Below are 21,781 nucleotides of genomic sequence, written 5' to 3'. Positions count from 1 at the left end.
CGGAAATGGCAGAGAATCAATACTACGGCACTGGCCGTCGCAAAAGCTCAGCTGCTCGTGTTTTCATCAAACCAGGCAGCGGCAACATCGTAATCAACAAGCGTGCGCTTGAAGAGTACTTCGGTCGTCCAACTTCTTGCATGGTTGTTAAACAACCTCTTGAATTGGTAGACATGGTTGAGAAGCTAGACCTATACATCACTGTTAAAGGTGGTGGTATTTCTGGTCAAGCTGGCGCAATCCGTCACGGCATCACTCGTGCTCTTATGGAATACGATGAATCTCTACGTCCTGCTCTACGTGCAGCTGGCTACGTTACTCGCGACGCTCGTTGCGTTGAACGTAAGAAAGTTGGTCTACGTAAAGCACGTCGTCGTCCACAATTCTCTAAGCGTTAATTTTTCGATTTCGGAAAATTTTCGTTCCAGAATTATTTCTGGGCGTTGTGGTTCAAAGCTCGGCTATATGCCGAGCTTTTTGTTTATTTATAGCTACTTATTTCCTTTCTTTGTTACATCTCACATCAAACATTTAGAATTTTGCCGCTTTTGTGACGCCGTGAGCGATTCGCCTCACAAATGTTACAAAAAGGTAGCTTTATCTTGTCAAAAAGTAGGGTTTTATTTATCATTTCTCGTCAATAAATAGAACTAGATTCATATTTTGTTAGCCATGCTCTATAAGCGGAATAATCACGATCCAAAAGGAGCAAATGGGAGAATGTTTGGATGAGCAACGCGCCTTTAAATAACGGTCGCAGGCGTTTTCTAACCGCCACAACAGCAGTTGTTGGTGGATTAGGGGCAGCTGCCGTCGCCGTTCCTTTTATCAAATCATGGAATCCGAGTGCCAAAGCGAAAGCGGCTGGTGCGCCGGTGGAAGTGGATGTTAGTAAAATTGAAGCCGGACAGATGATTCGTGTGGAATGGCAAGGTAAGCCTGTATGGGTTGTCCGCCGTACCCAAGAAGTTATCGACAACCTCAAAACGATTGGTGATCAGTTACGCGATCCACAATCTGAGATGGAACAACAGCCAACTTATGCTCAAAATGAGTTCCGCTCAATTAAAACTGAGTTTTTTGTTGCGGTCGGTTTCTGTACACACTTAGGTTGTTCGCCAACCTATCTACCTGATTCTTTTGCTGAACAAGTTCAGGGCGTGAAGTCGGGCTTTTTCTGCCCATGTCACGGTTCTAAGTTCGATATGGCCGGTCGCGTATTCCAAGGCGTTCCTGCTCCACTGAACTTAGTGGTACCTAAACATATGTATTTAAGCGATACCAAGATCCTTATCGGTGTTGACGAGGGGGATGCCTAATGCAAGCACTATTAGACTGGGTTGAAAAACGTATCCCTGCGATGAATGCTTACAAAAAGCATTTGTCCGAATACCCAATGCCAAAGAACTTCAACTTTTGGTACCTTTTTGGTTCTTTAGCAATGCTCGTACTGGTTAACCAAATCCTAACGGGTATTTGGTTAACGATGAACTATGTTCCTTCTGGTGAAGGTGCATTTGCTTCTATCGAATACATCATGCGTGATGTGGAATACGGCTGGTTGTTGCGTTACATGCACTCTACAGGCGCTTCTGCATTCTTCGTGGTGGTTTATTTGCATATGTTCCGTGGTTTAATCTACGGTTCGTACCAGAAGCCTCGTGAGCTACTGTGGATCTTCGGTATGTTGATCTTCTTAGTGCTGATGGCGGAAGCGTTCATGGGTTATCTACTACCTTGGGGACAAATGTCTTACTGGGGTGCACAGGTAATCATTTCCTTGTTTGGTGCGATTCCGGTCATCGGTGATGATTTAACCTTGTGGATCCGTGGTGACTACATCATCTCGGGTGCAACGCTGAACCGTTTCTTTGCTCTGCACGTCATTGCTTTACCTATCGTGTTGCTGCTGTTGATTGTGTTGCACATTCTGGCGTTGCATGAAGTGGGTTCTAACAACCCAGACGGTATTGAAACTAAGTTGCCGAAAGGTTCAATGGGATCAGATTACAAGTCGCAGTTTAAGTTCCACGAGTACTACTCAAACAAATACGACATCATTGATTCGATTCCTTTCCACCCTTATGGAACGGTAAAAGATATGGTGGGTGTAGCGGGCTTCCTGTTCTTGTTCTGCTATGTCTTGTTCTTTAACCCAGAGATGGGTGGGTACTTCCTAGAGCCGCCTAACTTTGAAGCTGCAAACCCGCTGAAAACACCTGAGCACATTGCACCAGTTTGGTACTTTACGCCTTTCTATGCGATTTTGCGTGCCGTTCCAGATAAGCTGTTGGGTGTTGTAGCGATGGGACTATCGATTGTGTTCCTATTCTTACTGCCATGGTTTGATCGTTGTAAAGTACGTTCTTACCGTTACCGTAGCAAAATTCATTTGATTAACATTATCCAGTTTACGATCAGCTTTATTGCATTGGGTATTCTTGGTGCGCTTCCAGCAACACCAACTTACACGCTACTAGCTCAGATCTTTAGCTTGGGTTATTTCATGTTCTTTATTCTTCTGTACGTATACAGCAAGAATGAAGCAACGAAGCCACTACCAGAGAGGGTGACATTCAAATGAAGAAATGGATTGTAATTCTATTTGCTATGTTGCCATCACTGGCGATGGCAGCTGGAGCGGGTGTTCCGTTGGACAAAGCAAACGTTGATTTGTCAGACAAAGCCTCGCTACAAAATGGTGCCAAGTTGTTCATGAACTACTGTTTTGCTTGTCACTCGACGCAGTATCAACGTTATGAGCGTGTGGCGGATGATCTTGGTATCCCAGCCGATCTCATGAAAGAAAATCTGATGTTTAACCCAGAGAGCAAAATTGGCGATCTGATGGTGAACGCTATGCCACCAAAACAAGCTGCGGCTTGGTTTGGTGCTCCGCCACCAGATTTGACTCTGGTAGCTCGTGTTCGTGGTGCCGATTGGTTGTACACTTACTTGCGTACTTTCTATGTTGACCCATCACGTCCATTTGGTGTGAACAACTTAGTTTTCCCGAGCGTTGGTATGCCACATGTCTTGGAAGAACTTCAAGGTATTCCTAACCCAGTTTACGGCACGAAAGTGGTCGATGGTAAGGAGCTCCAAGTCGTTGTTGGTGTGGAAAGCGATGGTTCGGGTGAACTGAGCAAAGGTGAATACGACAAAGCGGTTTTAGACTTGGTCAGTTTCCTAGTTTACTCCGGTGATCCAGTCAAACTTGAACGTCACGCATTGGGTTGGTGGGTTATGGCTTTCTTGGTGTTGTTCACTATTGTGGTGGTACTACTTAAGAAAGAGTATTGGCGTGATGTGCATTAATTGTGCTATCATACCGCGCTAATTCCCAATTTTTTTGAATAAACAATGGAGGCTTAGCCTCCATTGTTTTTATTATTGTAAGTGTACTGGAGGGCCCATGGCTTTAGCTGCCAATAAACGTTCTGTAATGACTCTATTCTCAAGTGCATCAGACTTGTACAGCCATCAAGTGCGTATCGTTCTCGCAGAGAAGGGTGTAAGTGTTGAGGTTGAGTTGGTCGATGAAACCAACTTACCAGCAGAGCTGATCGAGCTAAATCCTTATAAATCAGTACCAACACTGGTGGACCGTGAGCTGGCACTCTATGATTCTAAGATCATTATGGAGTACCTTGACGAGCGTTTTCCTCATCCACCGTTGATGCCTGTTTATCCGGTAGCCCGTGGTAATAGTCGTCTGATGATGTATCGCGTTGAACGTAACTGGTACTCACTGGCCGAGAAAATTGTTAAAGGCAACGCAGAAGAGTCAGAAAAAGCGCGCAATAAACTGCGTAATGATCTTCTGACGCTATCACCAATCTTTGCTGAGTTTGAATACTTCATGAGCGAAGAATTTAGTTTGGTGGACTGCTATTTGGCTCCTTTATTATGGCGCTTGCCTTTACTGGGCATTGATCTTGTTGGTCCTGGTTCTAAAGAGATCAAAGCGTACATGAACAAAGTGTTTGAGCGTGATTCATTCCTAGCTTCTTTGACCGAGTCTGAGCGCGAGATGCGTTTGGTTCGTTAAGATGGAAATTGCTCAAATGACCGCTCGCCGACCGTATATGCTTCGAGCATTTTACGATTGGCTGGTGGATAATGATTTAACACCTCACCTTGTTGTACAAGCGACATTAGCTGGTGTTCGTGTTCCTCAAGAGTTTATTCAAGATGGGCAGATCATTCTGAACATTGCACCACGTGCAGTAGGTAATCTTGAGTTAGGCAATGAAACGATCAGTTTCAATGCTCGATTTGGTGGTCGCCCACATTCGGTGATTGTGCCTCTCTATGCTGTGCTGGCGATTTATGCGAGAGAGAATGGCGCAGGTACTATGTTTGAACCCGAAGAAGCTTATACAGGCATTCATGGTGTAGAACAGGAAGACGATGGCATCTGGATGGAGGAAGAACTTTCTTCATCGCAGGAGCACGATTCTGCTCTTGATGAAGAGCCTGAGCCACCAAGACCAAAAGGTCGACCAAGCTTAAGAGTGGTTAAATAACGATAAACGTTAAATAATAAAAAAGCAGCGAAAGCTGCTTTTTTTGTGCCTGATAGTGAGCCATGTCGATATTGATTATTGACTGACACTACTCGCTGGTGTTGAGCTTTCACCATACTGGAATGCTCGAACAACCTGCTTAACCCCGGAAATATTGCGTGCAATCTCGGTCGCTTTCTCTGCTTGTTGACTATTTACATAGCCAAATAGGAACACATCGGCATCTTCAGTAATGACTTTGATCTTCACGCTGTTTAAAGATTCATCGGTAAGCAAGGCTGATTTCACCTTAGTCGTGATCCAACTGTCATTACTGATTTGTGATACGTTGAGCGGTGCTTTTACTTTGACCTGATTGTGAAGCACTTGAACACCTTTAATGCTACGAGCTTGCTGTTCAAATCCCGATCGTTCCTCCACTGTGGAGGCTTGTCCCATCAGCACCACCGTACCATTGTAAGAGCTTGCGACGATTCGCACTTTGCCACGATAAGGCGCTTTATTGCCAATGGCCGCAATTTCAAACTCGATGTTGTTATCTAACCAAATCTCTTTGGTTGTTCGGGTGTCAGTCACAATAGTCGCTGTTGTCGCTGCCCCTGCAATAAAGAGCCCTGCACAACCTGAAAGACCCACAGTTGCCAATATAATAAGAACGTAGCGTAGCATTTCTACTCCTCGTGAGCTGGGAAAAGCACCTGGTCAATTAAGTCACATAAACAGTGTAATGTGACCATATGAACTTCGTGAATACGCGCCGTGCGGTGGGAAGGAATGCGGATTTCAACGTCATTCTCACCCAGTAATCCAGCCATTTCCCCACCATCTTTGCCTGTAAGAGCGATAATCGTCATATCACGAGTAACCGCTGCTTCCATCGCTTTAATGATGTTTTTGCTATTGCCACTAGTTGATATTGCCAGCAAGATGTCACCCGGCTGGCCGAAAGCACGAACTTGCTTAGAAAAGATTTCTTGATAGTGGTAATCGTTGGCTACAGCAGTCAAGGTGGTGTTGTCGGCCGTTAGCGCCATCGCTGGCAGGCTAGGACGCTCCGTCTCAAAACGGTTGAGTAGGCATGAAACAAACTGTTGGACGTTCGCTGCCGAGCCGCCATTGCCACAACACAGAATCTTGTGACCATTAAGCAAGGTTGCCACCATCGCTTGTGCGGCGTGGGTGATGGCATCAGGCAGGGCCTCTGCGGCGGCGATTTGAATCTGAATACTTTCGGTAAAGCTGTCTTTAATGCTGTCGAGCATTGATTATCCTTGAGTGATTGCATTGGCGATCCAGTTGATGTCCTTTCCATGTTCATGGATTGCCACAACATCAAACCGCACCGCAGTGTTACAGGCATTATATCCGTGTTTGGCTAGCCAGAGATAAGCCGTTTTGATCATTTTATTGGCTTTCGCTCGGCTCACCATCTCCGCCGCATTGCCATAAAAGCTATTTTTTCGATATTTAACTTCAACAAACACAATGGTTTGTGCTTCTTTGAATATCAGATCTATTTCGCCAACCTTGGTTGAAAAGTTAGCTTCAATAAATCTTAGCCCTTGGCGTTGTAAGTACTCTTTTGCCAAGGACTCGTATTGGTTGCCGATGGCGCGTCGGCTAAAGAGCCCCATGCTCTTTCCAGCTGATTTCGCGATGAACGACGCATTGATCATCAATCGTCAGTATGCCAGTTTGCCCATTGACGGCATGATTTGGGACCACTTTCATTTGAGGGAGTTCTGCCATCAGTTTATAAGCGTCCATCCCCAGTGCTTGCAGGCGCTTTTGGAAGTTTGATTGTTCTGGCCACAGCTGTTCCATCTGATTTTCTAGCGATGGATTGGCATCTAATAGCATAGGAATATCACTGTAGATAATGCCAGTTAGGTCTTCATACTGTTTTTCACCACTGTTGCTCATGGAGTTGGAGAAGAGCTTCGGTGGTTTTGCATCTGGGTTTACCGCCACTTCAATAAATGGCTTGATGAGGGTGAGCTCAGAGCTGCGAGCGGCGATGTAAACGGAGTCAATGTCACGACGACTGCGGGGCTGCGTTTCCATTGGCAACTTCATTAGCCCTTCCATTTGCGCGATGCGTTGCTGACTCTCTTGTAGGCCAAACACGGAGTTTACGTCTCGTTGAAGTTGGCGTTTGTCGCCAAAATAACTGACCGCAACTTTGTTGGTGCTATACTTCTTCCATTCGGCTTCAAAGGCGCTGACCACTCGTTGCCCTAAGTTACCTTGCGGCGCAAAAATTAGCGGGTACTTATAGCCATTGGCAAATAGATGCTTAGCTGCTTGAGCGACTTCTTGTTCTGGTGATAGGGCAAGATAGCAAACACCACTACCGTTTTGCAGAGCATCTGGAATATTGAGTGCTAACGATGGAATCGTCACCTGACCATTCTCATCACTCAATTCGCTTTGTAGCACTTCGATGACGTCTTTGCGTAAAGGACCGACAATGAAGTCGATTTGCTCATTAAGCAGTTGCTGCTTGAGTTGGTGCGGTTGATATAAATTGGTATCGATGACTTTCAATGTCGCTTCTGGATCGCGATCTTTGTCATTCATCATGGCAAAAATGAAACCATCGCGAATTAATTGTGCCTGTTTAGCAAACTTACCACTTAACGGAAGCAGTAGCGCAGTGTGAACAGGTTGGATGATTTCCAAATCCAGAATGCTCTGTATTTCCTCGGGAGTATATAGCGCCGCGGGATGAGTCGGATTTTCCGCAAACCAATGTTCTAACGTGTTTTTCAATTGAGGGACATTGGCAGACATGGTTTTCATGTAGATCGACAATTGCAACCAGCCGTCCAACACTTCTTCGTTAGTCTCTGGATGCAGTTTCGTGATTTCATACTGTGAGAAGCCACTAAAATTTGCCCAGACTTGCTGAGCAATCTCGGCTTGTTGAGATTCGTCAACATATTGCGCCAAGCTAACGAGTTGGCGGTTTGCCTCAAAAAATTGCTCCATCGCAGCGTAAGCAGACGCTCTTAGGCTGTAATAATCTTTCCACTGCTCGTTGGGCAGTTTCCACCAAGTTTTGAAGTTGAGTAACTCAATGACGTTTTCTGGTTGGTCCAACTTCAAATGATAGCCAGCACGGGTTAGTTGCCATTCCGCCTGCTGAACTTCGGATAGCGGCATTCTTGCTAATCGTTTGATCAACAGATCAGATTGAGCCAGTTCGTCATTTTGCAGTGCAGCTTTTGCGGCCATAATTAACCAATCTGCCTGTAAGCTGCCTTCGCTACTGTCTGCGTTGATCATGTAGTTTTGAACTGACAGGGTGGGCTCAAGTGTAATATCAACACTGGTTGGCGCTTTAGGGGCTGAAGAACAGGCCGCTAGTGTAATTGCCAGTGCAACAGGAGTGAGTAAGCGTGGTACACTGAGTCTCTTAGGGTTCATCATTGCCGTGAGTTCTCTTAAAGTCCGTACAAAATTGTCTCTATATTAATCGTTGAAGTGATGCTAAACAAATGACAGATAAAAATAACTTGCCTGCAGAGGGAGCTACTCTCTATATCGTGCCGACACCGATTGGCAACTTAGGGGATATAACCCAACGTGCTATCGAAATATTATCCTCTGTGGACATGATTGCCGCAGAAGATACGCGTCATACAGGTAAGCTTTTATCTCACTTCAATATTTCGACCAAAACTTTTGCCTTGCATGATCACAATGAACAGCAAAAAGCGCAAGTTTTAGTGGATAAGTTGCTTTCTGGGCAAAACATCGCATTAGTGTCTGATGCGGGCACGCCACTTATCAGTGACCCAGGGTATCACTTGGTCACTCAGTGTCGTCAGGCGGGCGTTAAAGTTGTGCCACTTCCCGGTGCATGTGCGGTGATCACTGCATTAAGTGCGTCAGGTTTACCTTCTGATCGCTTTAGTTTTGAAGGTTTCTTACCGCCCAAAAGCAAAGGCCGTAAGGATAAGTTCCTCGAAATTGCAAAGGTAGAGCGTACCTGTATTTTTTATGAGTCACCACATCGAATTGTCGATTCTTTGCACGATATGCTTGAAATCCTCGGTCCAGATCGCGAAGTTGTATTGGCGCGTGAGCTCACCAAGACCTTTGAAACGATTCAAGGCATGCGTTTGTCGGCGTTGGTTGAGTGGGTTCAGTCGGACGACAATCAGCAAAAAGGTGAGATGGTGCTGCTGATCCACGGTTACCGTGATTCTGCGGAGGAGTCGCTACCGGAAGAGGCATTACGGAGTTTGGCCATTCTGACCAAAGAGTTACCATTGAAAAAAGCCGCTGCGTTAGCTGCGGAAATCTACAATTTGAAGAAAAATGCGCTCTACAAGTGGGGCCTAGAGAACCTCGAATAACGGTTCTCCGGTTTGGTTGGTTTGCAAAATCGTCCCTATTTGCGCCAATAATGTGATCTCACTAGACACTCAGTGGAGAAGTCTATACAATCCGCCCTCGGAGTTGACTGGGTAGTCGCTGCTTTGTTGATGTCCTTCGGGAGACTGACGTTGAAGTCCTTTGGGAGACTGACGTTGACGTCCTTCGGGAGACTGACAAAGGGGAGGAAAGTCCGGGCTCCATAGAGCAGGGTGCCAGGTAACGCCTGGGGGGCGCAAGCCTACGACAAGTGCAACAGAGAGAAGACCGCCGATGGCCTTGATTCGCAAGATGAGAGGATCAGGTAAGGGTGAAAGGGTGCGGTAAGAGCGCACCGGACGACTGGCAACAGTTCGTAGCAGGGTAAACTCCACCCGGAGCAAGACCAAATAGGCCTCCACATAGCGTTGCTCGCGTTAGGAGGCGGGTAGGTTGCTTGAGCCAGTGAGCGATTGCTGGCCTAGAGGAATGGCTACCGCCGCGCAAGCGGAACAGAACCCGGCTTATATGTCGGCTCCACCCTTTTAAGCCCATCATTACCTAGTAATGATGGGTTTTTTGCATTTTACTGACGCAATGATTATGTGAACCAATAAACTTGGCGCTATATCACGCCTGAACTTTGTCAAATAGTGGCACTGAACAAGGAAATCAGTACACTAATGATTCGCCGTACAGGCTTTGAATATTCAACGAGAAAACCATGACCAACACATTCCAGCACATTTCCGTATTACTTCATGAATCTATTGATGGTCTCGCCATCAAACCGGATGGTATTTACATTGATGGAACATTTGGTCGTGGTGGTCACAGCCGTACGATTCTCTCCAAACTGGGTGAGAATGGTCGTCTTTATAGCATCGACCGTGATCCGCAAGCCATCGCAGAAGCGGGCAAAATTGATGATCCACGTTTTACTATCATTCATGGTCCTTTTTCAGGAATGGCGAGTTACGCTGAGCAATATGATTTAGTCGGTAAAGTGGATGGTGTGTTGTTGGATCTCGGTGTCTCTTCGCCACAACTTGATGACGCTGAACGTGGCTTTAGCTTTATGAAAGACGGCCCGTTGGACATGCGTATGGACCCAACCTCGGGCATTCCTGTTTCTCAGTGGCTGATGGAAGCGGATTTAGACGACATTACTTGGGTGATTCGTGAGTTTGGTGAAGACAAACACGCCCGCCGTATTGCCAAAGCGATTGTTGCGCATCGCGAAGATGAAACCAAAGAGCCACTGACTCGCACGAGTCAACTGGCAAAACTGATTTCGGAAGCAGCGCCAAAAAGCTTCAAAGAGAAAAAACACCCTGCGACTCGTGCGTTTCAAGCATTTCGTATCTACATCAACAGTGAGCTTGAAGAGATCGATACAGCACTGAAAGGGGCGGCGAGGATTCTGGCACCAGAAGGGCGCTTATCGGTGATCAGCTTCCACTCTTTGGAAGACCGTATGGTGAAGCGCTTTATGCGCAAAGAAAGTAAGGGACCTGAAGTGCCTCACGGCATTCCTCTGACCGAAGCGCAAATTAAGGCTATGGGCAGTGCCAATATGAAAACGGTGGGTAAAGCGATCATGCCAACAGCGCAAGAGATTGAATTGAATCCTCGTTCACGCAGTTCTGTGTTGAGAATTGCTGAAAAGCTGTAATTAAAATTTATGCGTCAAGCCAAGCCGAATCTCGCCAAAGAAATTTTCTTCGACCTACTGACAGTGGGTCGAGTTCCACTCATATTGCTTGTCTGTATTTTTGCTTCGGCTATGTCTGTCGTCTTTGCTACTCACCATACCCGTCAAGCGATAACCCAAAAAGATGAAGCACTACAAGAGCGTGAGCATTTGGATAATGAGTGGCGCAACTTGATGCTGGAAGAGACTGCTTTGGCTGAACATAGCCGTGTGCAAGAAATGGCGAAAAAAGAGCTGGAAATGAAGCGCCCTGATGGCGACAAAGAAGTGGTGATTAATCTGAAATGATGGGCAAAAAGAATAAGATCACCGTTAAAGCAAAATCCAGTGAGCAAGAGCCTTCCTTGCTGATTCGTTGGCGTTTCCATTTGGTTCTTGGCTTTGTTTTTCTCGCTTTTGCTGCGTTAGTGACGCGGCTTGCTTTCATTCAGGTGATTGAGCCTGACAACTTGATACGTGAAGGCGATTTGCGCTCCATACGTGTCAAGGCCCTTCCTTCTGCACGTGGTATCATTTCTGATCGCAATGGTGAACCTTTAGCGGTGAGTGTTCCGGTTGAAGCTGTCTGGGCTGATCCGGTGACGATTTTTAAAGAAAAGGCGTTGGATAATAAACAGCGTTGGTATGCGTTAGCTGATGTTCTTGGCCTGCAACGTGAAGAATTGATCGAGAGAGTTGAACGTAATCAAAGTCGTCGTTTCATTTACCTCCAACGCCAAGTTAGCCCTGCGATGGCCAATTATATTCGCGAACTCAAAATTCCAGGAGTAGGTTTAAAATCGGAATCTCGTCGCTATTATCCTGCGGGTGAAGTGAGTGCCCATCTTGTCGGCGTCACAGGGATAGACGGCCATGGCTTGGAAGGCGTTGAGCGTAGTTATGACAACTGGCTAACCGGTGAGGCGGGCAAGCAAACCATTCGTAAGGACCGTTTCGGTCGAGTCGTTGAGAACATCTCTTATGAAGACAGACAAGAAGGTAAGCCACTTAATTTGACGGTGGACCAACGTTTACAAGCGATTGCCTATCGCGCTATCAAACAAGCGGTTGCCGATCACCGTGCTACTTCTGGCTCGGCAGTGATGTTGGATGTGAAAACAGGCGCCGTGTTGGCGATGGTCAACGCACCTTCTTATAACCCAAACAATCGCAGTGATTGGCAAAGCTACAAAATGCGCAATCGCATCATCACCGATTCATTGGAGCCCGGCTCCACGGTTAAGCCATTTGTGATTCTCGCCGCGTTAGAAAATGGTGTTGCAACCAAAGACACGGTGATCGACACGGGCAACGGTATTTTGCAAGTGGGTGGAAGTCGAGTGCGAGATACGAGTAAGGTCGGTAAAGCGGATCTGACCGAAATCCTCAAAAAATCGAGTAATATCGGCGTGACAAAACTGTCGATGGAAATGCCCGTGGAAGCGATTCTCGGCATGTACAACTCTGTCGGTTTGGGAGAGCCTTCTGGCTTAAATTTGGTAGGCGAAGTGACCGGTATTTTCCCCACGCGTTCTCGCTGGTCTCCGATTGAGAGAGCGACGCTGTCATTTGGTTATGGCTTATCAATCACTCCGATTCAATTGGCTCATGCCTACGCCACCTTGGGAAACTTAGGTAAGTACGAGCCCATTCATATTATTCAAAGTCATGATCGAGATAACGCTAAACAAGTGGTGTCCAAACAACACGCTCGTGAAGTGCTCAATATGCTGGAAACCGTGACGCAAAAAGGCGGTTCAGCCAGACGAGCGGCAGTTCCGGGTTACCGGGTTGGGGCGAAAACGGGGACATCACGTAAAGCAACAGCCGGTGGGTATAGCGATGAATACATCACCTACACGGCGGGGGTGGCGCCAGTTAGCGATCCGAGAATTGCTTTGGTCGTGGTGGTCAATGAACCACAAGGGGATGATTACTATGGCGGTTCCGTCGCTTCCCCTGTTTTTTCAGAAATAATGAAAGGTGCCTTGCAAATCTTGAACGTGGCGCCGGATGAGAATGCATTCCAAAACTGATTTTTTGCTGAGCAGAGCTCGGAGAACAACAATGTTAAATAACGTTAGTCTGACAACCTTATTGTCACCTTGGTTTGATTGTCCACAATTGGCGGATATTGATGTTCGCGCATTGGAGTTAGACAGTCGTCAGATAAAACAAGGGGATACTTTTGTTGCCATCATTGGTCACGTGGTGGATGGCCGCCAGTATATTGAGAAAGCAATAGAACAGGGCGCAAATGCCGTCATTGCTCAATCTTGTCAGCAATACCCTTCCGGCTTGGTGCGCTATCAGCAAAACGTGGTGATTGTCTATCTTGAGAAGCTGGACGAAAAACTGTCGCAATTAGCGGGACGCCTGTACCAACATCCTGAGATGTCATTAATTGGTGTGACAGGAACCAATGGCAAAACCACCATCACTCAATTGATTGCGCAATGGCTAGAGTTAGCCGGGCAAAAAGCCGCGGTGATGGGGACCACTGGCAACGGTTTTCTCAACGCCTTACAGCCAGCGGCCAATACCACGGGCAATGCGGTTGAGATTCAAAAAACGTTGGCAGACTTACAGCAGCAAGGGGCAAAAGCAACGGCGTTGGAAGTCTCTTCTCATGGCTTAGTTCAGGGGCGCGTCAAGGCGCTACAGTTTGCCGCTGGTGTGTTTACCAATCTGAGTCGCGATCATTTGGATTATCACGGCACGATGGAAGCCTATGCCAAAGCCAAAATGACGCTGTTTACTGAGCACCAGTGTCAGCATGCGATCATCAATTTGGATGACGAAGTGGGTGCGCAGTGGTTTCAAGAGCTACAGCAAGGGGTCGGCGTTTCATTGTTTCCACAAGATGCAAGTGTAAAAGCACTGTGGGCCAGCTCGGTAGCTTACGCAGAAAGCGGTATTACGATTGAGTTTGATGGCTGCTTTGGCCAAGGGCGTCTGCACGCGCCATTGATTGGTGAATTTAATGCCACCAACTTACTGCTTGCGTTGGCAACACTGTTAGCCTTAGGCGTTGATAAGCAAGCTTTATTGGATTCGGCCGCAAGCCTGCGCCCAGTACTTGGACGTATGGAGCTGTTTCAAGTGAACAGTAAAGCCAAAGTGGTGGTCGATTATGCACATACCCCAGATGCGCTGGAGAAAGCGCTGCAAGCACTGCGTGTTCACTGTACCGGTCATTTGTGGGCTATTTTCGGCTGTGGTGGTGATCGCGATAAAGGCAAGCGACCCATGATGGCTGAGATTGCAGAGCGTCTGGCCGATCACGTCGTGCTTACCGACGACAACCCACGCAGTGAAGATCCCGCCATGATTGTGCAAGATATGCTGGCGGGCTTAACCCGTGTGGACAGTGCAGTGGTTGAGCACGATCGCTTCAGTGCGCTTCAATACGCGCTCGATAATGCACAAGCGGATGACATCATTTTGTTGGCAGGCAAAGGCCATGAAGATTATCAAGTATTAAAACAGGAAACCGTTCACTATTCAGATCGTGAATCGGCTCAACAACTGTTAGGAATTGCATCATGATTGAAACCTCACTGAGTCATTTAGCACAGCTTACGCAAGGGCAATTGCTTGGCGAAGATATTGTCTTTTCCGCGGTCTCAACCGATACACGTCATATTCCTGAGCAAGCGTTGTTTATTGCGCTGGTGGGCGAACGTTTTGATGCGCATGATTTTTGTCATCAAGCGGTGGACGCAGGTGCTGTCGCATTGCTGGTGGAGCGAGCGCTGGATCTTCCCATCGCACAAGTGGTGGTCAAAGATACAAAAATTGCACTCGGTCAGCTCGGAGCGGATGTGCATCAGCGCAGTCAAACCCCCACCGTGGCGATCACGGGCAGTTGCGGCAAAACCACGGTGAAAGAGATGGTGGCCAGTATTCTGCAGCAAAAAGGAAAAGTGCTGTTCACTGCGGGTAACTTCAACAATGATATTGGTGCACCGCTAACCTTGTTACGATCTGAGCCAGAAGACGATTTCGCGGTGATTGAACTTGGTGCCAATCACATTGGTGAAATTGCTTATACCACTCAACTTGTTCAGCCCGATGTGGCGTTGGTGAACAATGTGGCTGCCGCGCATCTTGAAGGGTTTGGCTCGATAGATGGTGTGAAACAAGCGAAAGGGGAGATCTACCAAGGTTTACCAACGGGTGGGATTGCCATTGTCAATCTAGACAGTAACGGTGGTGACCACTGGACACAGGTCCTAGCAGATAAACAAGTGGTGACGTTTTCAGCCACTTCCGAACAGGCTGATTTCTATGCAACAGATATCGTCCTCAATCGTGAAGGCAAGGCGTCATTCATAATGCAGATGCCAACTGAAAGCGTACCTGTATCTCTGGGCATCATTGGCAAACACAACGTCGCCAATGCGATTGCCGCCAGTATTATCGCATTGCAGTTTGGTGCCAGTTTAGCGCAAATTCAATCAGGATTGCTCAATCTCATGCCCGTTAAAGGGCGAGTTGATGTTCAACAATTAGCCGACAACATCAAACTGATTGATGACAGTTATAATGCCAGTGTGCCTGCAATGAAGGCGGCGGTGGACCTCTTAGGTAGTTTTACCGGACAGCGTTGGTTAGTTTTAGGTTATATGGCGGAATTGGGTGATGAAAGTCTTGCACTTCATCGTCAAGTCGGTGAACATGCTGCCCCATTAAATTTTGAACACGTCCTTACCTATGGTGAGGATACAAGGATCATTAGCCAGTTGTGTGGTGGAAAACACTTTTCAGACCATGGTGAAATGATTGCATACATCAAGCAGAATTTGGCCAACGAAAACGGAGCCTGTCATACCGTTCTGGTCAAAGGCGCAAACTCTGCTGGCATGAGTAAAGTTGCTGCTGCTTTGAAGGAGAACTATCAATGATCATTTGGCTTGCCGAGCTGCTACAGCCATATTTTTCCTTTTTCCGACTGTTTGAATACTTGTCGTTTCGCGCGATTCTAAGTGTTTTAACGGCGCTTGGTTTATCTTTATGGATGGGACCAAGACTCATTAAACGCTTACAGTTGTTGCAAATTGGACAGGTTGTTCGTAACGAAGGTCCAGAATCTCACTTCAGTAAACGTGGCACACCAACCATGGGTGGTGTGATGATTCTGGCTGCGATCTCTATCACCATTTTGTTGTGGGCTAACCTTTCAAACCCTTACGTTTGGGCGGTGCTAGCGGTGTTGATTGGCTACGGTGCGATCGGGTTTGTTGATGATTATCGTAAAGTGGTGCGTAAAAATACCGATGGTTTGATTGCCCGTTGGAAGTACTTCTGGCAGTCAACCATTGCACTGGTAGTGGCTTTCGCTCTATACGCATATGGAAAAGATACCGCAGCGACTCAGTTGGTTGTGCCTTTCTTCAAAGATGTGATGCCTCAGCTAGGGCTGATGTACATCGTTTTGACCTATTTTGTGATAGTCGGTACCAGCAACGCAGTGAACTTAACTGATGGTCTAGATGGTTTGGCGATCATGCCTACGGTTTTGGTGGCTGCAGGGTTTGCCGTGATTGCTTGGGCAACTGGCAACGTCAATTTTTCTCAGTATCTTCACATCCCGTATCTACCTCACGCCTCTGAACTGGTGGTGGTATGTACTGCCATCGTCGGTGCCGGTTTGGGCTTCTTATGGTTTAACACTTACCCAGCACAAGTTTTTATGGGCGACGTTGGCTCGCTGGCGCTTGGTGGCGCGTTGGGAACAATCGCAGTGCTGGTTCGCCAAGAGCTGGTGTTAGTGATCATGGGCGGCGTATTTGTCATGGAAACCCTATCTGTTATTTTGCAGGTTGGTTCATACAAGCTACGTGGCCAACGTATTTTCCGCATGGCACCTATTCACCATCATTACGAGCTAAAAGGTTGGCCAGAGCCACGTGTTATTGTGCGCTTTTGGATCATTTCTATGGTTCTGGTGCTGATTGGTTTAGCGACTCTGAAAGTGCGTTAAGTGGTTATTCACTCTTTTTAACGGTGTAGATAGATATGGATCGTTGGCAAGACATCAAACAGGTTGTGGTTGTAGGGCTCGGTATTACCGGGCTCTCCGTCGTTAGACATTTACAAAAAACACAACCTCACGTCGAAATAAAAGTCATGGATACGCGTCAAACTCCTCCTGGAGCGGATAAGTTGCCTGAAGCATTACCACTTCATGTTGGAGGTTGGAACGAGGCCTGGCTCGCTGAAGCAGATTTGGTCGTTACTAACCCTGGCATCGCTTTAGCAACACCGCAAATTCAAACGGTGTTGGCTCGTGGTATACCTGTGGTCGGTGACATTGAACTGTTTGCCTGGGCGGCAGATAAACCAGTCATCGCGATTACTGGCTCAAATGGCAAAAGCACCGTCACGGATTTAACCGGAGTGATGGCGAATGCCTGTGGGGTGAAATGCGCCATTGGCGGCAATATCGGTGTCCCTGCATTGGATCTGCTTGATCAAGATGTTGATTTGTATGTGCTTGAACTGTCGAGTTTTCAGTTGGAGACTACATCAAGTCTTGCTCTTGTTGCAGCCGCTTTTTTGAATCTTTCTGAAGATCATATGGATCGCTACCAAGGCATGGATGACTATCGCCAAGCTAAACTGCGTATTTTCCATCACGCACAAACTGGCGTAGTGAACCGTGATGATAAGCAAACCTATCCAGATTCGCTTCTGGCTTCGCTTCCTCTTGTCTCCTTTGGCTTCGATGAGCAAGAATTTGGCCTTATTCAATATCAAGGTGAATCATGGTTGGCTGAAAATCAGCAACCCATTATCCCTTGCCAAGCGTTGAAGTTGGTTGGACAACACAATGTTGCCAACGTCCTCGTTGTGCTGGCTTTACTCTCTTGCGCGGGCATTGACTACCGTAAGGGTTTGAGCGCGCTGAAGTCTTACACCGGGTTGACACACCGATGCCAAGTTGTCGCAGATAATCGTGGTGTCAAATGGGTTAATGATTCAAAAGCCACCAATTTAGCCAGCACTCAAGCAGCACTGTCAGGGTTGAACTGCACTGGCAAACTCTATCTGCTGGTCGGGGGTGATGGTAAAGGTGCAGATTTCTCACCGTTGCAGCCGATTCTCGAGCAGTTGAATCTGCAACTATGTTGTTTTGGTGCTGATGGTGATGAGTTTATGCCGCTTCATCCTTCCGCTATGCGTTTTATCTGTATGGAAGATGTGATTGAACATATATCTCCACGTTTGCAATCGGGAGATATGGTGATGCTTTCTCCTGCATGTGCTAGTTTTGACCAATTCAGTAACTTTATGGCTCGAGGCGATCGATTCGCACAGTTGGCGCGTCAATATGCTTAAGCGCTCGTTCTGCGTTTATTTTCGCACGGCATGATTTGGGGTGATGTGATTTTTGGTGATGGTAGGTACAAGCAAAAAAAATATGCTCGGTTGGTTTCGCCACTCACCGCCAGAGGCCTTATTTGATAGGCAGCTGGTTTGGATTGCGCTCGGGCTGATGCTGACGGGGCTCGTAATGGTCACCTCTGCTTCCTTTCCTATCAGTTCGCGTCTGACCGACCAGCCATTTCACTTTATGTTTCGCCATGCCATGTTTTTATGCTTGGCGTTAGGCACGTCAGCGGTGGTACTGCAAGTCCCGCTGGATAAGTGGCAACGCTATAGTCACTATTTACTCGGCCTCGCGTTTGCGTTGTTGGTGGTGGTTTTGCTGGCTGGTAAATCGGTCAATGGCGCCTCACGTTGGATCCCTCTAGGGCTTTTTAACCTACAGCCTGCAGAAGTGGCCAAGCTTGCACTATTTATCTTTATGTCCGGCTACCTCGTTCGCAAGCAAGACGAAGTTCGAGCGACCTTCTTCGGTGGCTTTATGAAACCGATTATGGTGTTTGGTGCGTTGGCATTGTTACTCTTAGGCCAGCCAGATCTTGGTACTGTAGTGGTTATGCTGGTAACGCTCTTTGGTATGCTTTTTATCGCAGGAGCGAAGCTAAGCCAGTTCTTAGCGCTAATGGTGGCGGGGATTAGTGCGGTCGTGGGGCTGATTTTAATCGAGCCTTATCGTGTTCGGCGGGTAACGTCGTTCTTAGACCCTTGGGAAGACCCGTTTGGCAGCGGTTATCAGTTGACTCAATCATTAATGGCGTTTGGTCGCGGTGAATGGTTTGGTCAAGGCCTTGGTAACTCGATTCAAAAGCTGGAATACCTGCCTGAAGCGCATACCGACTTTGTGTTTGCTGTCATGGCGGAGGAGCTGGGTTTTGTTGGTGTCGTTTTGATCCTCGCACTGATTTTTAGTTTGGTGGTGAAGGCCGTCTTTATTGGTAAGAAAGCCTTTGAACACCAACTGCAGTTTGGTGGTTATCTCGCCTTTGGTATCGGTATTTGGTTTGCGTTTCAGACCTTGGTTAACGTTGGTGCTGCTGCAGGTATGGTTCCGACAAAAGGATTAACGTTACCTCTCATTAGTTACGGTGGTTCAAGTTTAATTATCATGTCTATCGCCGTCTCGATATTACTCAGAATTGATCACGAATGCCGATTGCTCTCGGCAGAGAACAAAGCAGATTTACAGACAGATGAAAAAGAATAAAAGATTAATGGTCATGGCTGGAGGCACGGGTGGACACGTTTTTCCTGGCTTGGCGGTGGCGAAAAAATTACAGCAACAAGGTTGGGAAATCCGTTGGCTCGGAACCGCGGATCGTATGGAAGCCGAGTTGGTGCCTAAACACGGTATTGACATCGATTTCATTCAAGTAAAAGGGCTGCGTGGCCAAGGAGTTAAGCGATTACTGCTTGCCCCATTCCAAATCATTAACGCCATCTTTCAAGCGAAAGCGCACATCAAACGCTGGCAGCCAGATGCCGTGTTAGGGATGGGCGGCTACGTAAGTGGTCCTGGTGGTATTGCTGCTTGGCTATCTGGCATTCCAGTGGTTTTGCATGAACAAAATGCCGTTGCAGGTTTAACCAATCAGTGGCTTGCGAAGATCGCGAGAAAAGTGTTTCAGGCTTTTCCTGGGGCGTTTCAAAATGCTCAGGTGGTAGGCAATCCAGTGCGAGACGATGTGGCCGCCCTGCCCGAGCCGATGCAACGTATGCAAGATAGACAGGGACCGATTCGTATCCTTGTGATGGGTGGCAGCCAAGGAGCTCGTATACTGAACCAAACCATGCCAGAGGTAATGGCACAGTTAGGTACTGGATTTGAAGTGCGTCATCAAGCGGGTAAAGGTAACGCAGATGAGGTTCGTCAAGCGTATCATCAACGTGCAGTTGAGCATGTTGATGTCATGGAATTTATCGATGATGTTGCTGCGCAGTATGCATGGGCGGATTTGTTAGTGTGCCGCTCTGGCGCTCTAACGGTGTCGGAAATTTCCGCGGCAGGCGTGGGCGCTATTTTCATTCCTTTCATGCACAAAGATCGTCAACAAGCGTTGAATGCAGATCATCTCGTGGCGTGCGGAGCCGCACTGATGATTGAGCAGCCGCAGCTGACATCGGACAAGCTGGCGGGAGATATACAAAAATTAGGTCGAGATCAATTGCTCTTCATGGCTTTACAAGCAAGAGCCGCAGCGCAGAGTAATGCCGACCAAGTTGTGGCTGATGCCATCATCGCCCTAACTGAACAGAAATAAGAGAACAGGTTAATGACTATTCAACACAAGCAAGATCTTGCACAGATTCGCGCCATGGTTCCAGAGATGCGCCGAGTAAAATCCATCCACTTTATTGGTATTGGTGGCGCTGGCATGAGCGGCATTGCCGAAGTATTGCTCAATGAGGGGTATCAAATCACCGGTTCTGATATTGCGGAAAATGCTGTTACGCAGCGTCTGGCGGAAAAAGGTGCCAAAGTCTATATCGGTCATCAAGCGAGTAATGTTACAGAAGCCAGTGTTGTGGTCGTTTCCACCGCGATTAATGAGGCTAACCCAGAAGTCAAAGCGGCGCGTGAAGCTCGCATTCCGGTTGTTCGCCGTGCAGAAATGCTGGCGGAACTGATGCGTTTTCGTCATGGTATCGCCGTCGCTGGTACGCATGGTAAAACCACCACGACAGCATTGGTGACGCAAATCTATTCAGAAGCGGGACTGGATCCAACGTTCGTGAATGGTGGTCTGGTAAAAAGTGCAGGCACCAATGCGCGTTTAGGTTCTAGCCGCATTTTGATTGCTGAAGCCGATGAAAGTGATGCGTCATTTTTACATTTGCAACCGATGGTGTGTATTGTCACCAACATTGAAGCTGACCATATGGATACCTATGGCGGTGACTTCGAAACACTGAAGCAAACCTTCATCGACTTCTTACACAATTTGCCATTTTATGGTCAGGCGATAGTTTGCATTGATGATCCGGTGATTCGCGAGCTGATCCCACGCATCAGTCGTCAAGTGATTACTTACGGTTTTTCAGAAGACGCCGATGTTCGCATTGAAAACTACCGCCAAGAAGGTCAGCAAGGTAAGTTCACCGTGGTACGCAAAGGTTGTGAAGCCTTGCATATCACCTTGAATATCCCTGGCCGCCACAATGCACTCAATGCCGCTGCGGCGATTGCTGTTGCCACAGAAGATGAAATTGGCGATGACGCGATCCTTGCTGCTATGATTGGTACCCAAGGCACTGGTCGCCGTTTTGAACATCTAGGTGAGTTCGAAACAGGTAATGGTAACGTAATGCTGGTTGATGATTATGGCCATCACCCAACCGAAGTGGATGTGACCATCCATGCTGCACGCAACGGTTGGCAAGATAAACGTTTAGTGATGATTTTCCAACCACATCGCTACAGTCGTACTCGAGATCTCTATGATGATTTTGCGAATGTGCTGGAACAAGTGGATGTGCTGATCATGTTGGATGTTTACGCGGCGGGAGAGAAAGCCATTGCTGGAGCCGACAGCCGATCATTGTGCCGAACCATTCGTGGAAGAGGTAAAATTGACCCGATTTTTGTTGCTGATACTCAACAGTTACCAGAGATACTGGCGAACATCTTGCAGGAAGGCGATTTGCTGTTAGCGCAAGGTGCCGGTGATATAGGAAAAGTCGCTCGTCAACTGGCCGCACTTGAGCTAAATATCAGTAAAATGAAAGCGAACTAATCATTTGAGACGGACATTAGCCTGTTAGTAACGCAGATCTCGTATTTGCGATAACTTCGTTGCGATTTCTCTTT

General features: G+C 47.3%; 21 protein-coding genes and 1 other RNA gene. 18 read left to right on the top strand and 4 right to left on the bottom strand.

Features of this window, described 5'->3' with window-relative positions:
• Positions 1-5 precede the first annotated feature (5 nt).
• From rpsI to sspB, 6 genes are all read left to right on the top strand, one after another.
• Entirely contained in the window at positions 6-398 is a 393-nt protein-coding gene (gene rpsI, locus LZU85_RS13590; RefSeq protein WP_011078683.1) for a 30S ribosomal protein S9, read from the top strand.
• A 330-nt stretch (positions 399-728) separates the two neighbouring features.
• Positions 729-1,319 (top strand): ubiquinol-cytochrome c reductase iron-sulfur subunit, encoded by a 591-nt coding sequence (gene petA / locus LZU85_RS13585; protein WP_176298425.1) that lies wholly within the window; start codon positions 729-731, stop codon positions 1,317-1,319.
• Positions 1,319-2,584, top strand: a complete 1,266-nt coding sequence (locus tag LZU85_RS13580; protein WP_176298426.1) for a cytochrome b — start codon at positions 1,319-1,321, stop codon at positions 2,582-2,584. The genes petA and LZU85_RS13580 overlap by 1 nt, the downstream gene beginning before the upstream one ends.
• Entirely contained in the window at positions 2,581-3,318 is a 738-nt protein-coding gene (locus LZU85_RS13575) for a cytochrome c1 (protein ID WP_176298427.1), read from the top strand. Before LZU85_RS13580 ends, LZU85_RS13575 begins: the two co-directional genes overlap by 4 nt.
• 97 nt (positions 3,319-3,415) lie before the next feature.
• Positions 3,416-4,051 carry a stringent starvation protein SspA gene (sspA, locus tag LZU85_RS13570; protein WP_176298428.1) on the top strand — a complete coding sequence of 212 codons (636 nt, stop codon included), beginning with the start codon at positions 3,416-3,418 and terminating at the stop codon, positions 4,049-4,051.
• Position 4,052: 1 nt separating this feature from the next.
• Complete coding sequence (gene sspB, locus LZU85_RS13565; RefSeq protein WP_176298429.1) at positions 4,053-4,529, top strand: ClpXP protease specificity-enhancing factor; 477 nt, start codon at positions 4,053-4,055, stop codon at positions 4,527-4,529.
• A gap of 75 nt (positions 4,530-4,604) precedes the next feature.
• On the opposite strand, the gene LZU85_RS13560 is transcribed toward sspB, so the two are convergent.
• Genes LZU85_RS13560 through LZU85_RS13545 form a run of 4 tightly spaced genes read right to left on the bottom strand, consistent with a single transcriptional unit; the run spans position 4,605 to position 7,961 of the window.
• Positions 4,605-5,198, bottom strand: coding sequence for a BON domain-containing protein (locus tag LZU85_RS13560; protein ID WP_237287268.1), 594 nt, complete (start codon positions 5,196-5,198; stop codon positions 4,605-4,607).
• Between the two features lie 2 nt (positions 5,199-5,200).
• Positions 5,201-5,791: a phosphoheptose isomerase gene (locus LZU85_RS13555; RefSeq protein ID WP_011078676.1), complete on the bottom strand. Its 591-nt coding sequence runs from the start codon at positions 5,789-5,791 to the stop codon at positions 5,201-5,203.
• Positions 5,792-5,794: 3 nt separating this feature from the next.
• A complete protein-coding gene (locus LZU85_RS13550; RefSeq protein ID WP_176298431.1) occupies positions 5,795-6,163 on the bottom strand; it encodes a YraN family protein in 369 nt (122 codons plus the stop codon).
• Positions 6,150-7,961 carry a penicillin-binding protein activator gene (locus tag LZU85_RS13545; protein WP_237287267.1) on the bottom strand — a complete coding sequence of 604 codons (1,812 nt, stop codon included), beginning with the start codon at positions 7,959-7,961 and terminating at the stop codon, positions 6,150-6,152. The genes LZU85_RS13550 and LZU85_RS13545 overlap by 14 nt, the downstream gene beginning before the upstream one ends.
• A gap of 68 nt (positions 7,962-8,029) precedes the next feature.
• Here LZU85_RS13545 and rsmI point away from each other — a divergent pair, with 68 nt between their 5' ends.
• The 12 genes from rsmI to murC all read left to right on the top strand — a co-directional run bounded on the left by rsmI (position 8,030) and on the right by murC (position 21,707).
• Positions 8,030-8,893 (top strand): 16S rRNA (cytidine(1402)-2'-O)-methyltransferase, encoded by an 864-nt coding sequence (rsmI, locus tag LZU85_RS13540; RefSeq protein ID WP_176298433.1) that lies wholly within the window; start codon positions 8,030-8,032, stop codon positions 8,891-8,893.
• A 99-nt stretch (positions 8,894-8,992) separates the two neighbouring features.
• Positions 8,993-9,434, top strand: an RNA gene (gene rnpB, locus LZU85_RS13535) — RNase P RNA component class A.
• Between the two features lie 181 nt (positions 9,435-9,615).
• Positions 9,616-10,566: a 16S rRNA (cytosine(1402)-N(4))-methyltransferase RsmH gene (rsmH, locus tag LZU85_RS13530; protein WP_237287266.1), complete on the top strand. Its 951-nt coding sequence runs from the start codon at positions 9,616-9,618 to the stop codon at positions 10,564-10,566.
• 9 nt (positions 10,567-10,575) lie between these two features.
• Positions 10,576-10,893, top strand: coding sequence for a cell division protein FtsL (gene ftsL / locus LZU85_RS13525; RefSeq protein WP_176298435.1), 318 nt, complete (start codon positions 10,576-10,578; stop codon positions 10,891-10,893).
• Positions 10,890-12,620 carry a penicillin-binding transpeptidase domain-containing protein gene (locus LZU85_RS13520; protein WP_237287265.1) on the top strand — a complete coding sequence of 577 codons (1,731 nt, stop codon included), beginning with the start codon at positions 10,890-10,892 and terminating at the stop codon, positions 12,618-12,620. Before ftsL ends, LZU85_RS13520 begins: the two co-directional genes overlap by 4 nt.
• A 31-nt stretch (positions 12,621-12,651) precedes the next feature.
• Entirely contained in the window at positions 12,652-14,133 is a 1,482-nt protein-coding gene (gene murE, locus LZU85_RS13515) for a UDP-N-acetylmuramoyl-L-alanyl-D-glutamate--2,6-diaminopimelate ligase (protein WP_176298437.1), read from the top strand.
• Positions 14,130-15,491 (top strand): UDP-N-acetylmuramoyl-tripeptide--D-alanyl-D-alanine ligase, encoded by a 1,362-nt coding sequence (locus LZU85_RS13510; RefSeq protein ID WP_176298438.1) that lies wholly within the window; start codon positions 14,130-14,132, stop codon positions 15,489-15,491. The genes murE and LZU85_RS13510 overlap by 4 nt, the downstream gene beginning before the upstream one ends.
• Positions 15,488-16,570 (top strand): phospho-N-acetylmuramoyl-pentapeptide-transferase, encoded by a 1,083-nt coding sequence (gene mraY / locus LZU85_RS13505; RefSeq protein ID WP_176298439.1) that lies wholly within the window; start codon positions 15,488-15,490, stop codon positions 16,568-16,570. Before LZU85_RS13510 ends, mraY begins: the two co-directional genes overlap by 4 nt.
• Positions 16,571-16,605: 35 nt before the next feature.
• Positions 16,606-17,928, top strand: a complete 1,323-nt coding sequence (gene murD, locus LZU85_RS13500) for a UDP-N-acetylmuramoyl-L-alanine--D-glutamate ligase (RefSeq protein WP_237287264.1) — start codon at positions 16,606-16,608, stop codon at positions 17,926-17,928.
• A gap of 58 nt (positions 17,929-17,986) precedes the next feature.
• Positions 17,987-19,180, top strand: a complete 1,194-nt coding sequence (gene ftsW, locus LZU85_RS13495; protein WP_176298496.1) for a cell division protein FtsW — start codon at positions 17,987-17,989, stop codon at positions 19,178-19,180.
• On the top strand, positions 19,167-20,234 hold the full coding sequence (gene murG, locus LZU85_RS13490; protein ID WP_176298441.1) for an undecaprenyldiphospho-muramoylpentapeptide beta-N-acetylglucosaminyltransferase: 1,068 nt from the start codon (positions 19,167-19,169) through the stop codon (positions 20,232-20,234). The genes ftsW and murG overlap by 14 nt, the downstream gene beginning before the upstream one ends.
• 12 nt (positions 20,235-20,246) lie before the next feature.
• Positions 20,247-21,707 (top strand): UDP-N-acetylmuramate--L-alanine ligase, encoded by a 1,461-nt coding sequence (gene murC / locus LZU85_RS13485; protein ID WP_176298442.1) that lies wholly within the window; start codon positions 20,247-20,249, stop codon positions 21,705-21,707.
• Positions 21,708-21,781 lie beyond the last annotated feature (74 nt).

The organism is Vibrio floridensis, from assembly GCF_021852965.1.
Lineage (GTDB): Bacteria > Pseudomonadota > Gammaproteobacteria > Enterobacterales > Vibrionaceae > Vibrio > Vibrio floridensis.
Note: the sequence above shows the minus strand (reverse complement) of the source record. Positions and strands in the feature narration are given on the sequence as shown.